Source organism: Senegalimassilia anaerobia JC110 (genome assembly GCF_000236865.1).
Classification (GTDB): domain Bacteria; phylum Actinomycetota; class Coriobacteriia; order Coriobacteriales; family Eggerthellaceae; genus Senegalimassilia; species Senegalimassilia anaerobia.
This window is the reverse complement of sequence record NZ_HE611014.1, coordinates 557,911-571,290: the sequence shown is the minus strand read 5'-3', so window position 1 is coordinate 571,290 and position 13,380 is coordinate 557,911. Positions and strand designations below refer to the sequence as shown.

12 protein-coding genes are annotated in these 13,380 nt (G+C 61.8%); 2 read left to right on the top strand and 10 right to left on the bottom strand.

Going from position 1 to position 13,380, the window contains the following annotated elements:
* Positions 1-2: 2 nt before the first annotated feature.
* Positions 3-2,024: a dipeptide/oligopeptide/nickel ABC transporter permease/ATP-binding protein gene (locus SFHG_RS02395; RefSeq protein WP_042432938.1), complete on the top strand. Its 2,022-nt coding sequence runs from the start codon at positions 3-5 to the stop codon at positions 2,022-2,024.
* Positions 2,024-2,872: an ABC transporter ATP-binding protein gene (locus SFHG_RS02390; protein ID WP_042432935.1), complete on the top strand. Its 849-nt coding sequence runs from the start codon at positions 2,024-2,026 to the stop codon at positions 2,870-2,872. The genes SFHG_RS02395 and SFHG_RS02390 overlap by 1 nt, the downstream gene beginning before the upstream one ends.
* A 331-nt stretch (positions 2,873-3,203) precedes the next feature.
* On the opposite strand, the gene SFHG_RS02385 is transcribed toward SFHG_RS02390, so the two are convergent.
* The 10 genes from SFHG_RS02385 to rpmD form a co-directional block, all read right to left on the bottom strand.
* On the bottom strand, positions 3,204-3,884 hold the full coding sequence (locus SFHG_RS02385) for an N-acetylmannosamine-6-phosphate 2-epimerase (protein ID WP_042432932.1): 681 nt from the start codon (positions 3,882-3,884) through the stop codon (positions 3,204-3,206).
* Positions 3,885-3,967: 83 nt separating this feature from the next.
* Positions 3,968-5,023 (bottom strand): ROK family protein, encoded by a 1,056-nt coding sequence (locus SFHG_RS02380; protein WP_081468885.1) that lies wholly within the window; start codon positions 5,021-5,023, stop codon positions 3,968-3,970.
* 116 nt (positions 5,024-5,139) lie between these two features.
* Complete coding sequence (locus tag SFHG_RS02375) at positions 5,140-6,084, bottom strand: dihydrodipicolinate synthase family protein (protein ID WP_042432929.1); 945 nt, start codon at positions 6,082-6,084, stop codon at positions 5,140-5,142.
* A gap of 182 nt (positions 6,085-6,266) precedes the next feature.
* Positions 6,267-7,412, bottom strand: coding sequence for an N-acetylglucosamine-6-phosphate deacetylase (nagA, locus tag SFHG_RS02370; protein WP_042432926.1), 1,146 nt, complete (start codon positions 7,410-7,412; stop codon positions 6,267-6,269).
* 88 nt (positions 7,413-7,500) lie between these two features.
* On the bottom strand, positions 7,501-8,226 hold the full coding sequence (nagB, locus tag SFHG_RS02365) for a glucosamine-6-phosphate deaminase (protein WP_042432922.1): 726 nt from the start codon (positions 8,224-8,226) through the stop codon (positions 7,501-7,503).
* Positions 8,227-8,313: 87 nt separating this feature from the next.
* Positions 8,314-10,491: a hypothetical protein gene (locus tag SFHG_RS02360; RefSeq protein ID WP_042433637.1), complete on the bottom strand. Its 2,178-nt coding sequence runs from the start codon at positions 10,489-10,491 to the stop codon at positions 8,314-8,316.
* An 86-nt stretch (positions 10,492-10,577) separates the two neighbouring features.
* Positions 10,578-11,204 (bottom strand): adenylate kinase, encoded by a 627-nt coding sequence (locus SFHG_RS02355; protein ID WP_042432919.1) that lies wholly within the window; start codon positions 11,202-11,204, stop codon positions 10,578-10,580.
* A 98-nt stretch (positions 11,205-11,302) separates the two neighbouring features.
* Positions 11,303-12,583, bottom strand: coding sequence for a preprotein translocase subunit SecY (secY, locus tag SFHG_RS02350; RefSeq protein ID WP_042432916.1), 1,281 nt, complete (start codon positions 12,581-12,583; stop codon positions 11,303-11,305).
* Complete coding sequence (gene rplO, locus SFHG_RS02345; protein ID WP_042432913.1) at positions 12,577-13,026, bottom strand: 50S ribosomal protein L15; 450 nt, start codon at positions 13,024-13,026, stop codon at positions 12,577-12,579. The genes secY and rplO overlap by 7 nt, the downstream gene beginning before the upstream one ends.
* Before the next feature lie 159 nt (positions 13,027-13,185).
* Positions 13,186-13,377: a 50S ribosomal protein L30 gene (gene rpmD / locus SFHG_RS02340; RefSeq protein ID WP_042432910.1), complete on the bottom strand. Its 192-nt coding sequence runs from the start codon at positions 13,375-13,377 to the stop codon at positions 13,186-13,188.
* Positions 13,378-13,380: the final 3 nt, after the last annotated feature.

Below are 13,380 nucleotides of genomic sequence, written 5' to 3'. Positions count from 1 at the left end.
GTATGGTTCAACTTCGTGGCGACCTCACCAAGAAGATGGAGGACGGCGCCGGCAAGGTCCGCTTCCGTCGCTGGAAGAACATGACCATCGGCGCGCGTATCTCGCTGGTCATCCTCATCGCTATCATCGTAGTGGCCGCACTCGCCGACTTCATCGCGCCCTACAGCCCCTACGAGATCTTCACCTCGTTCTGCGCGCCTGATTCCGCGCACCTGTTCGGCACCGACGACAAGGGCCGCGACGTTATGTCCCGCCTGATGTGCGGCGCTAAGTACTCCCTGGTCATCGGCCTGGGCGCTACCGGCTTCGCACTGGTCGTGGGCTCCATCATCGGCGCTATCGCCGCCGTCGTGCGCCCGCGCATCGCCAACGTCATCATGCGCATCCTGGACATCATCATGTCCTTCCCCGGCATCGCGCTTGCCGCAACCTTCATCGTGGTGTTCGGCAACTCCGTACCTTCGCTCATCTTCGCGATCGGCTTTCTGTACATCCCGCAGATCGCCCGTATCGTGCGCGCCAACGTCATGAGCGAGTACAACCAGGACTACGTCCGCGCAGTCGTCGTCTCCGGCGCCCGCGCCCCGTGGATCCTGTGGAAGCACGTCGTGCGCAATTGCGTGGCTCCCGTCCTCGTGTTCACCATCGTGCTCGTGGCAGACGCCATCGTGTTCGAGGCCTCCCTGGCCTTCATCAGCGCCGGCATCCCCGAGCCCACCCCCACCTGGGGCAACATCCTGGCCGACGCCCGCAACGGCGTGCTGGCCGGCCGTTGGTGGCAGGCGCTGTTCCCCGGCATCATGATCATGCTGACCGTTCTGTGCCTCAACATCGTCTCCGAGGGCATCACCGACGCCATCGCCGCGCCGAAGAGCGCCGTGAAGGTCGACGAGAACGACCTGAACAAGGACCGCGAGGCCGATCGTATGGTCGCCGACCCGACGCTGGCCTACGCTGCTCAGGCCGACATGCTCAACAAGCGCCTGGCCGCCCTTAAGGAAGCCGAGCTTACGCGCACCGACCGCTTCGAGGCCCGCACCGACGTGCCGCCCATCCTGGAAGTCAAGGACCTGTGCATCAAGTTCCCCCGCCATGGCGATGTGAACGTGGTCGACCATGTCAGCTTCGTGGTGCGCCCGCGCCAGACCATGGGCCTTGTGGGCGAGTCCGGCTGCGGCAAGTCCATCACCAGCCTGGCCATCATGGGCCTGCTGGACAAGAAGGCCGAAATCTCCGGCGAGATCATGTACGACGGCAAGAACCTGCTCAACCTCTCCGACAAGGAGATGAACGAGCTGCGCGGCCGCGAGATCGCCATGGTCTACCAGGACGCCCTGTCCTCGCTCAACCCCTCCATGCTCATCCGCTCTCAGATGAAGCAGCTGACCAAGCGCGGCGGCACCCGTACCGCCGAGGAGCTGCTCGAGCTGGTCGGCCTGGACCCAAAGCGCACGCTGGATTCCTATCCGCACGAGCTCTCCGGCGGCCAGCGCCAGCGCGTGCTCATCGCCATGGCCCTGACGCGCGACCCCAAGCTGGTCATCGCCGACGAGCCCACCACCGCCCTTGACGTGACGGTCCAGAAGCAGGTCATCGACCTGCTGAACAAGCTGCAGCACGAGCTTGGCTTCGCCATGGTGTTCGTGAGCCACGACCTGGCGCTTGTTGCCGAGGTCGCCAACTCCATCACCGTCATGTACGCTGGCCAGGTTGTGGAGCAGGGCCCGGTGAAGGAGATCCTCACCAACCCCATCCACGAGTACACGCGCGGCCTGCTCGGCTCCGTTCTGTCCATCGAGGCCGGCGGTGCGCGCCTGCATCAGGTTCCCGGCTCGGTACCTTCGCCGAAGGACTTCCCCGAAGGCGACCGCTTCCGTCCGCGCTCCAGCCATCCGGACAAGACGTCGAACGTGCGACCCATGCTCAAGCGTGTGGCGAATTCCGACCACTACTACGCCGAGCTGCCTGACAGCGAGCTGAAGCGCATCGGCGTCAAGCCTTATCTCACGGGAGGTGCGAACTAATGGCCGAAGCAACCAACAGTGCAGCCGTCGCCAACAACGACGAGCAGACGCCTATCATCTTCCTTGATGATATCCACGTGGTGTTCAAGACGCGTACCGGCTCCCTGCTGCACCCCAACAAGGTCCACGCCGTCAACGGCCTGTCCCTGAAGCTCATGCCGGGCCAGACCATCGGCATCGTCGGCGAGTCCGGCTGCGGCAAGTCCACTACGGCCAACGTCATGTGCGGTCTGCAGACCCCCACGTCCGGTCATGTGTACTTCAAGGGCACCGATGTCACGAAGCGCACCGCAGCGCAGCGTAAGATCATCGGCCGCGTCATCTCCGTCGTGTTCCAGGACCCGGCAACGGCCCTGAACGCGCGCATGACCGTCCGCGAGCAGCTAATGGACCCCATGATCGTGCACAAGGTGGGCGACGCGAAGTCCCGCGAGGCTCGCGTGCGCGAGCTCATCGAGATGGTGGGCCTTCCCAACAGCGTCCTTGAGGCGCTGCCCGGCCAGATGTCCGGCGGCCAGCGTCAGCGCGTGGCAATCGCCCGTGCGCTGTCCCTGAAACCCGACGCCATCATCGCCGACGAGCCCACCTCGGCACTCGACGTGTCCGTGCGCGCCCAGATCCTCAACCTGCTGATGGATCTGAAGAAGGAGCTCAACCTTGCCATGGTGTTCATCAGCCATGACATCCAGACGGTGCGCTACATCTCCGACCAGATCATCGTCATGAACCATGGTCAGGCCGTTGAGCGCGGCACCGCTGAGCAGATCTTCAACAACCCCAAGGACGACTACACGCGCCTGCTCCTGGGCGCCGCCCCCTCCCTGCTCCATCCCGAATTGGGCAAGTAGCCTTCCAACGGGCTAACCTAACGGGAAACGCAATCGCCCCCGCCGCTCGCAAGAGCAGCGGGGGCGATTTTCATTTGCTTGGATTTCAGAAGCAATAACATATAACCTAGGAAGCCCTTGTTATCGGCGAGCCAACAATCCGAGTAACACAGATGAGCCCTTGCTCGGTACCTCATAAAGCGAGTTCCGCAGCGACTGGAACAGTCCAGTGGACTGTTCCGCCAAGCGAGGACTGTCTGAGCGACTGGGGAACCGAGCAAGGACTCATCGAACGGGACAAAAAGAAGCCCCGGCCAACAAAAGCCGGGGCTTCCGATGGGACTGCTAAAACCTACTTGCTAGCAGCCTCCACGAACCAGCTGGTGATGCTGGTGGGGTGCGTGATGGCGGTGCCGACCACGACAGCCCACGCGCCGGCATCCATGGCAGCCTTGGCGTCGGCAGGCGTATGCACGCGGCCCTCGCAGATGACAGGCTTGTCGGGGAACTCCTCCACGGCCTGGCGCACCAGCGCCACATCCGGGCCGTCAGCCATGCCGCAGTCGATGGCGGCGCCAGGGTGCGAGAGCGTGGTGGAGGCGATATCGCAGCCGATGGCGAACGCATGGCGGATGTCCTCGATGGTGGAGCAGTCCGCCATCACGAGCACGCCCTCCTCCTTCAGCGGACGCACCGTGTCCTCAAGCGTCTTGCCGTCGGGGCGCGGGCGATCGGTAGCGTCGATTGCCACGATGTCGGCGCCTGCCATCACGCAGGCGCGCGCATGACGCAGCGTGGGCGTGATGTAGACGCCCTCGTGGCCTTCCTTCCAGATGCCGATGACAGGCACCTCAGTGCGGCCTTTGATGGCCGCGATATCGGACAGGCCCTGGCAGCGGATGCCGCCAGCGCCGCCCAGCTCGCACGCACGGGCCATCTGCGCCATGGTCTCGGGGTGGCGCAGCGGCTCGCCCATATACGCTTGGCAGCTGGCGATGACCTTGCCGCGCAATTGCTCGATAATGGGATCCATTTCCCCATCCTTTCACGATCTTAAACAAGCGGCGCCCGTAGCCGCGAATCCACGGCGTCGGGCGCTGCGATTTACCGAGGGAACTACTCCTGCGGATCTTCCATATCCAGGTGCTCCTGGGGGTTATGCAACTCGTCAGACGCTTCGATGTCCTCGACGTCGTCAAACTCGTCGAGCTCCTGCTGAGCCTCGACATCCTCCAAGTAGTCAAGCAGATCCTCTGCCGCGCCGATAAGCGGAGCGTGCCCGCCCAGCTCGGCAGCAAGGATAGGCAGACTACGCTGCGCCAGCGGGATTTGACGCTCGAAGCCCTCCTGCACCGCCGCACGCCACTTCGTGCCCGCCTTGGGCACCGAGCCGCCGATAACCACCATATCGGGATCGAGCAGGTTCGTGATGCCCGCGATGGCCTCGCCCAGGGCGATGCCCGCCGTCATGATCACCTTGTGCGCCGCAGGCTCGCCTTCAGCTGCACGGCGGGAGATCTCGGCGCCATCGATATGGTTGCCCGTGATCTCGGCATAGCGAGCCTCTATGCCGCTTCCCGACGCCACCAGCTCCAAATGACCGGCACCGCCGCACACGCACGGGATACCCACAGCCTGCGAGCAGGCGATATGCCCGATTTCTCCGGCGAAACCGTGGTTGCCGCGCACCAAGCGCCCATGGGCGATCACGGCGCCGCCGATGCCCGTGCCGGCGGCGATCATCATGCAGGTATCAGCCCCGCTGGCAGCGCCCCAGCGAGCCTCGCCGAGCGCATGGGCCTGCACGTCGTTAAGCACCGACACCGGCAGCTCGCAGGACTCCTGCAAGCGCTCCTTGATGGGCTGGCCGGTCCATCCGGGCATAATCTCGTTGGCATACGCGATACCGCCCGTGACCGCATCCACGCGCCCGGCGGTGGACACGCCGATGCCGAGCACCCGCTCTCGGCGCGAGCGCGCCTCGGCAAGCACCGTGTTCGCCACATCGCACACGGTGACGAGCACGGGGCCGCCCCCGCGCTGCGCCTGCGTGGGCACCTGAGTTTCAAACACGACTTCAGGGGCAGCGTCGATCTGCTCGTATCGCAGCAGCGCGCCGGCGATCTTCGTGCCGCCGATATCAAGCGCCGCAACGTATGCGGGATATTCCATGCACCCCACCCTTCCCTTTTCGAAAAGCACCTTATCACCTGGTGCCAACCATGGTACCGCAAACAAAAAAGCCGGCGCGGGTGGAACCTGCGCCGGCTTGCAAAAGCGAAGAAAAGCTACTTGCGGATGGGAGCGTCCGCGTCCATGAGGCCGGCCTTCTTGATGACCTCGACGATGGCCGCGACATCCTCGCCCTCGAGCGCCTGGACGGGCTCGCGCATCTGGTTCGTGTTGAACACGCCCATCTGCCACAAAGCCGTCTTGAACGCGCCCACACCGGCGCCGAAGCCGACGGTGGCCTTGACCACACGGGTCAGGAACATCAGGCGGGCAAGGTGATCCTGGATCTCCTTGACGCGGTTCCAGTCGCCGGCCTGAGCGGCCTTCCACTGCTCCACGTAGCTGTGCGGGTCGAGGTTGGCCAGGCCCGGCACGCTGCCGTCGGCGCCTGCCAGGTACGCGCCGTCGACGCACACCTCATGGCCGGTGAGCAGCTGCAGCGGATGACCGGCGTCCTCGTTTTCGAGCACCAGCCAGCGGAAGCTGACGTCGTCGCCGGAGGAGTCCTTCACACCCTGCAGCACGCCGTCCTTGCCCAGACGCACCAGCATGGTGGGGTCGAGCTTGGTGTGCACGCACACGGGCAGGTCGTAGGCGAACAGCGGCAGGTCGGTATGCTCGCGGATGGCGCGGAAGTGACGCTCAGTCTCCTTCGGGCCGCCCAGGGCGTAGAACGGGGCGGTAGCGACCAGCGCGTCGACGCCGAAGCCCTTGGCGCGCTTGGCCTGATCGACCACGCGCAGGGTTTCCATGTCGATGACGCCGGCAAGCACGGGCACGCGATGGTTCACGATGGCCACGGCCTCCTGCAGCACATGGTAACGCTGGGCGTCGGTGAGGAACGCAACCTCGCCCGAGGAGCCCAGGAAGAATAAGCCGTCGACGCCGGCGTCGATCATACGGTTGATGGAGCGCTCGAAGGCCTCCAGGTCAAGCTGCTTCTTCTCGGTCAGCGGGATGACCACCGGGGGGATTACGCCGTGGAACGGGGAATCGGTCATGATGAGTACCTTGCCTCTTTCTTTTTGTTGAGCAAACTTCAATGAGCATAGTATCGGGGTTCGCCGTTCGTCAACGCGCTGGCCAACGTTTCACAAACAAAGGATGGAATCCGCCTTACGGCGCGAACAGGCACCCGAACGGCGCAAAGCGCATCGCATCGGCGCAACCGGTCGACCTATCGCTACGCGATGGCCTTCCCTCGAAGCACCACGTGCTTGATGTTCAGGTCGCGGTCGAGCACCACGGCATCGGCCTGATAACCCGGGGCGATGGCGCCGAGCTTGCCGTCAAGGCCCAAGGCGCGGGCCGGATTGACCGTTGCAGCCTTCACGGCGCTGGTCAGCGGGATGCCCATGGTGCGCACCGCCGTGCGCATGCACGCCATCACGTCGGAAACGCTGCCGGCAAGGCTGCCGTTGGCGATGGTGGCGCGATTGCCCTTGACGAAGAACTGCTGGCCGCCCAGCTCGTATTCGCCATCACCGAGCCCGCAGGCGCGCAGGCTGTCGCTGATCAAGATCATGCGATCGTCGCCGAACAGAGCGAACGCCAGGCGCACCATAGCGGGATGGATATGCACGCCGTCGGCGATGATCTCGGCCGTTACGTCGTTACGCTCCGCACCGGCGGCAATAGGGCCGGGCTCTCGATGATGCAATGCGGGCATGGCATTGAACAGGTGCGTCATATGGCGCGCGCCGGCATCGAAGGCCGCGCACGCGTCATCATAGCTTGTGCACGTATGGGCTACGGAGACGCGCACGTCATGGGACATCTGGCGGATGAACTCCAGGTTGCCCGGCTGCTCGGGAGCCACGTCCACCAGCTTGATGAGGCCCATAGCCTGCTGCTGCAGGCGGCCGAACTCTTCGATGGAGGCGCTGCGTACGTACGCAGGATTCTGCGCGCCCACCTTGTCGGGGGCGATATAGGGACCTTCCATGTTGATGCCCACGATTCCGGCCTCCCCCGCTGCTGCTTCATGCGCGGCCACGCTGGCCACGATGGGAGCCAGGCGCTCTTCAGGAAGCGTCATGGTAGTCGGGCAGATGGAGGTCACGCCACGGCTTGCCTCGTATGCCGCGATGGCGGAGATGCCCTCATCGGACGCATCGCAGAAATCGTGGCCCATGGCACCGTGGAAGTGCACATCTATCAGGCCTGGAATCACATAGCATCCCGAAGCGTCCAGCGTATCGGCGGCGCCACCCGCGCCGCACGCTACGTCTCCCGATGCCTCGATGCTGGAGAAGGTCTGCCCCTCCACTACCACATCGCGTTCGCGGAAGCATTGACCGTCGAACACCTTGCCGTTTGCAATGCGCATACCCGCATGCTCCTTTCAAATATGGAAGGGCCTTCCGCATGCGCGGAAAGCCCTTCGAATGTGTTATCGATTATGGCACCGGTTCGCCTTACAGCAGCGAGCCGGCCTCGGCGTCCACCACGACGGTGACGTTAGGGTGCAGCTGCAGCACGGACGCGGGAACCTGCGGCGTGACGGGGCCGAAGAACGCGTCGCGCACAATCTGCGCCTTATCGACGCCACTGGCCACCACCAGGATGGCACGCGCCTTCATGATGGTGCCGATGCCCATGGTGTAGGCCTCGCGGGGAACCTGGTCGATGGACTCGAACAGACGGCTGTTGGCGTTGATGGTGCTCTCCGTCAGCTCGACCACATGGGTGCGCACGGGGAACTCGTCGCAGGGCTCGTTGAAGCCGATGTGACCGTTGTGGCCCAGACCCAGCAGCTGCAGGTCGATGCCGCCGGCTTCGCTGATGGCCTGCTCGTAAGACTCGCAAGCGGCCTGTGCATCAGGATTGGCGCCGTCGGGGACGCTCGTTGCCTCGGGGTCGATGTCGACATGGTCGAAGAGGTTCTTCTGCATGAAGTAGCGATAGCTCTGGTCATGCTCGGGGGACAGGCCACGGTACTCGTCCAGGTTGAACGTGGTGACCTGCTCGAAGCTGATACGGTCGGCCCGGAAGTCCTCCACCAGGTCCGCGTACAGCCCGATAGGCGTGGAGCCGGTTGCCAAGCCCAGCGTGGAAGCCGGGTCCACGATCAGCTGCGCGGCGATCAGATCAGCCGCGCGACGGCTCATATCCTCGTAGGTCTCCTCGATGAACAGTTGCATGTGATGCCCTTTCTTTCGCCGTTGAAATCGGTCGGGGTTGACAATAGAAGCTAGCGCGTGCGAAGGCCACCCACCGCACGCCGCCGCCTAGGTCCAGAACAGCACCGTCTCGATGATGTCCTGATACGACCAGGGGTAGATATCGGAGAACCATCCGGTTTCCGGGACGAAGCAGATAAGCGAGATATACAGCACCGAGATGCAGACGAGCGCCAGCAGCCCCTTCATGAGCAGCACCTGGGCCGTCGACCCGGGTCTAAGGTTCTCGTTGACGATAAACGCCAGAAGCACCGATGCCGCCAGGAACATGAAGCTGAAGTCCGCATAGTAGCGCTGCAGGATGCCCGCCATCTGCGCATCCATGAGCGCAACCACCACGCCGCCGAACAGCAAGGCGATGATGACGCCGGCGATAGTGCGCGTCGAGCGCTGCATGAAACGCAAGGCCAAGATACGGCGCGAGAACGGCAGGATCCACAGGATGGGAAGGCATGCCAACACGCCGCCGAACGTGACCTCCTTGATGGTCTGCCCCAAATACGTGGTCTCGAACGGAGCAGGCTGCAGGAACGGGAACACGCCGGTCATAGATGGCGGCTGCAGGAAGTACGCGAACAACGCCGGAGCCAGACGCCCGATGTTCCAACCGCGCTTGGTCATGTCATTGACCGTCAGGTTGTAGTTCGCGCCGAAATCGGTAAAGCTGCCGAAGCGCGCATGATTGTACAGCATCAACCCCACCGCCACCACAATGTACGGCGCCATCAAGCAAGCGAACTCGATCGCACCCTTGCGCGTGAGGATGGTTCGCTTCGTGATGTACTTGCGCCAGAACAGCGGGAATGCCACCAGCGACAGCACGATAAGCTGCGGACGGCATCCGACAACCAGGGCCATGCACAGGCTTCCGCCCAGATACCAACCGCAAGGACGCTTCGCCGCACGGCCGCGCATCCACAGATACAAGCCCCAAACCGAAAACGCCAGACCCATGGAAATGGGAAGCGAGTAGAACGTGGGGAACTTCAGCAGATACAAGATGCCGCAGCACATAACCAGCGGAATCTGCAGCAACAGGTACAAGCCAAGGCTGACGCGCTTGAAGTGATAGCGCGCGAACCTGTCGAGCAGAGCCGAGCAGCCCAGCACGAACATGATGACGGCTATGAGCACGCCGATGGCCGTCGGGAAATTCGACCCGGTCAGCAAATAGAACGGCAAGTAGAACACGAGCACGGGAACCACGCCGAAGTACACATAGTAATGCCCGTCGTGGTAGGCAACGTCGAAAAGGTACTCCTCGCCCGTTTCCTTCTGCAGCTCATCGCGGGCGCCCTTGTCGTAAGGGTCGTCCATTTCCTGAAGCCATTGCGGAGGGGTTTCCTCCAGGTACAACTGGCCATGGGCCATGGATTTGGCAAGCTCGGCGTACTGCTGAGCATTCTCACCGCCAACTTTAAATGTGTTGGCGATGCCGGTGCCATCCCAGGAGCCGGAATTGTACGTGCTGGTAGCGACGCCTACCAAGTTCGAGCCCATGAACAAATAGGAACTGAGCAGCACGATCTCGATTGCCACGGCGGTGATAAGCGCGGCTTTCGACTTACGGGGATTGCGAACGATGCCGATGCGGTAAATAGCAGACTTCGGACGGAAGATGAACGCAAGCGACAGAATGCCCAACGTTAGCAAGAAGCGCGTCTGGTTGAACAGGAACGGCTCTCGCGCGTTGATGGACACGTCCGAGAGCTTCACCGGGTAGTTGATATCCTCGCCGGTGATAGTGATCTTGAGATTGGACACCAACCCCGTGGTGTTCAGATTGATGTACTCGCTTTGATCGCACAGCGTATTGACGTCCACCTCGGGCACGCCAACTGTGTACTCAGTAGAATCGAAATACGTGCTATGAGCCTCGTCGGTGAACTGAATCTTCACCTTCAGCTGCTGGGCAGGTTGCCGGTAATCGAAGTTCAACCACACGTTGTGAACCTCAGAGTTGAGGTTCTTGAACTCGATGACGTGATTAACCTCGGTAACTCGATACTGGTTGTCAAGCGTCTTCGTAAGCGCCAAGCGATTGTTCAGGTTAGTAGTGTGGTACCCCGCCGTACGAAAGTAATTGAAGTTGAACACGAACGTTTCCAGCACCAAGGCCGCAAGCACCAACAACACGACGCTTTTCAAGACGTGCTTTACCGTAGCGCCATGCTTAAGCATAAGCTGCTGGTGCCAGTAGGATATGTTCTGTTTCATGGTAGGCATACGGCGAACCATTATACGGGATAAGCAAAGGGAGGGGTAGTTTCACCCCTCCCCTCTCAAGCAATATGCACGTTTTACGGCAGATGTTACAGACCAAGAGTCTGCTTCACATCAGCATACACAACGTCGACGTCGCGGTCGCCGTCGATGGACACGAGCAGGTCGCAGCCGCGATAGTAGTCGATCAGCGGAGCCGTGGACTTCTCGTAGACGTCGAGGCGGTTACGAACCGTGGCCTCGTTGTCGTCGTCGCGCTGATACATCTCACCACCGCATGCGGGGCATGCAGCGTCAGCGACGGAGCCGATGTGGCCGCATTCCTTGCACATACGACGAGAGGTCAGACGCTTGACGATAACCTCGAAGTCGACGTCGATGAGCAGAGCGGCATTCAGCGGGCGCTCCAGCTCGGCGAGCATGGTATCAAGAGCCACAGCCTGCGTGGTGGTACGCGGGAAACCGTCCAGGATGACGCCCTTCTCGGTGTCAGGCTGCTCGATGCGCTCCTTCATCAGATCGATGATCAGATCATCGGGAACCAGCTCGCCGGCGTCCATGAAGCCCTTGGCCTTAACGCCCAGGGGAGTCTGATTCTTAACGGCAGCGCGAAGGATGTCGCCCGTGGAGATATGGCACAGGCCGCAATCCTCGACCAGCTTGGCAGCCTGCGTGCCCTTACCGGCGCCCGGGGCGCCCAGCAACACGATGTTCATGGTGAAGCAATCCTTTCGAGATATGCAGATAATGCTTCTCCATCATAACAAAAAGGGAGGGCCCTAAGGCCCTCCCTATCGGTAACTGCAAGGTTTCCTTACTTGAAGAACCCCTCGTAGTTATGCATCTTCAACTGGCTTTCAACCTTGCTCATGGTATCGAGCGCAACGCCGATCATGATGAGGATGGAAGTACCGCCGAACGCCTGGATAAGCGTGTTGCCGGTGAAGTAGAAGATAATGGTCGGCACGACCGCGATGACCGCGATGAAGATGCCGCCCGGAAGCGTGACGCGATGCAGCACGTTCTTGATGTAAGTCACGGTAGCGGAACCGGGACGCACACCAGGAATGAAGCCGCCTTGCTTGCGCAGGTTGTCCGCCGTCTCCTCGGGATTGAACACCATGGAGGTGTAGAAATACGCAAAGAAGACGATGAGCGCGATGGTGAGGATCCAGTTCACCCAACCCGTGGAGATGGCATCGGCGAACGCCGTCAACCAACCCACATTGAACAGAGCAGCAAGCTGAGCCGGGAAGTAGATCAGGCAGCTTGCGAAGATAATCGGGATGACGCCCGCCGCATTCACCTTCAAGGGAATGTAGGTGGACTGACCGCCCATCATCTTACGACCCTGCACGCGCTTGGCGTAGTTCACCGGGATGCGACGCTGCGCACGCTCCACGAAGATGATCGCGGGAATGCACACGAGCACCACTGCCAGGATGAGCACCGTAATGGCAATGCCCATGCCGGTATCGGTGGTCAGGTTCACCGAAGAGAAGATGGCCGAAGGCACACGGCTGACGATGCTCACGAAGATGATGAGCGACATGCCGTTGCCGACACCGCGCTGCGTGATGAGCTCGCCCATCCACATGATGAACGCGGTTCCGGCCACCAACGTGAACACCACCAGGATGTCGGTGACGATCTCGGGGACCTCGGAAGAGAACACCACGCCGTACTGCGGGGACTTGAACAGCAGCAGGTAGCCGATGGCGTTGATCAGGCCAAGCGCCAGCGTCAGGTAACGCGTGACTTGGGTGATGCGACGCCTGCCGGTCTCGCCTTCCTTCGCCCAACGGCCCACCGCCGGGATAACGCCCTGCATCAGCTGCATGATGATGGATGCGGTGATGTAGGGCATGATGCCCAACGAAAATACCGAGAAGTTCGAAAGCGCGCCGCCGGTGAACAGGTCCAGCATGGTCATGGACACGCCCGAATCCTGGAACGAGTCAGCGAACTCGCGGAACGGGATGCCCGGAACCGGCACGTAGGAACCGAATCGATAGAGCGCAAGGATGCCCAGCGTGAACAAGATCTTCTTGCGCAGCTCGGGAACCTTGAACGCGTCGATGATAGAGCTTAGCAAGGCTCTTCGACCTTTCCGCCAGCTGCCTCGATCTTCGCCTTGGCGGAGGCAGAAACCTTATCGACCTTGACGGTCAGGGCCTTGGTGATGTCGCCATCGCCGAGAACCTTCACCAGGGCGTCCTCATGCTTGATGATGCCCTTGGCCTTCAGAGAAGCGCCATCGACGACGTCGCCGGCCTCGAACTTCTCCTCGAGACGGGAGACGTTCACGGGCAGGTACTCGACACGGTTGATGTTGCGGAAGCCGGGCAGCTTCGGCAGACGACGTGCCAGCGGGGTCTGGCCGCCCTCGAAGCCGGCGCCCTTGCCGCCACCGGAGCGGGACTTCTGGCCGTTCATACCGCGGCCGGCGGTCTTGCCCTGACCGGCAGCGTGGCCGCGGCCGACGCGCTTGCGGTTCTTACGAGAGCCCTCTGCGGGCTTGAGGTCCTTGAGTTCCATTCTTTTCTCCTTGCAGATAGCTTACCGGGCTCCCGCCCGGTGCTGGCAGCTCGCCGCCAGCAAACTTCCAATACAGCCGATTGGCGCGCCGGAAGCCGACACGCCAATCAATAATTATACCCTAGACGGGTAAGTATGCCAAGGTGGCGATTGGGAACTTTACAGCTCCTCCACCTTGATGAGATGCTTCACCTTGAAGATCATGCCACGGATGTTGGCATTGTCGACCTGATCGATGGAGCGGCCAATCTTGCCGAGACCCAGGGCCTTCAGCGTTGCAGCCTGATCCTTCTTGTAACCGATGGAGCTCTTCACCTGCGTAAGACGCAGCGTCTTCTTAGCGTCGGACATGGG

Coding starts and splice junctions, on each gene's coding strand:
- nagA (WP_042432926.1), bottom strand. CDS start 7,412: ATGCGCATTGCAAACGGCAAGGTGTTCGACGGTCAATGCTTCCGCGAA.
- SFHG_RS02390 (WP_042432935.1), top strand. CDS start 2,024: ATGGCCGAAGCAACCAACAGTGCAGCCGTCGCCAACAACGACGAGCAG.
- SFHG_RS02355 (WP_042432919.1), bottom strand. CDS start 11,204: ATGAACATCGTGTTGCTGGGCGCCCCGGGCGCCGGTAAGGGCACGCAG.
- SFHG_RS02395 (WP_042432938.1), top strand. CDS start 3: ATGGTTCAACTTCGTGGCGACCTCACCAAGAAGATGGAGGACGGCGCC.
- rplO (WP_042432913.1), bottom strand. CDS start 13,026: ATGGAACTCAAGGACCTCAAGCCCGCAGAGGGCTCTCGTAAGAACCGC.
- SFHG_RS02385 (WP_042432932.1), bottom strand. CDS start 3,884: ATGGATCCCATTATCGAGCAATTGCGCGGCAAGGTCATCGCCAGCTGC.
- SFHG_RS02375 (WP_042432929.1), bottom strand. CDS start 6,084: ATGACCGATTCCCCGTTCCACGGCGTAATCCCCCCGGTGGTCATCCCG.
- nagB (WP_042432922.1), bottom strand. CDS start 8,226: ATGCAACTGTTCATCGAGGAGACCTACGAGGATATGAGCCGTCGCGCG.
- SFHG_RS02360 (WP_042433637.1), bottom strand. CDS start 10,491: ATGCCTACCATGAAACAGAACATATCCTACTGGCACCAGCAGCTTATG.
- rpmD (WP_042432910.1), bottom strand. CDS start 13,377: ATGTCCGACGCTAAGAAGACGCTGCGTCTTACGCAGGTGAAGAGCTCC.
- SFHG_RS02380 (WP_081468885.1), bottom strand. CDS start 5,023: ATGGAATATCCCGCATACGTTGCGGCGCTTGATATCGGCGGCACGAAG.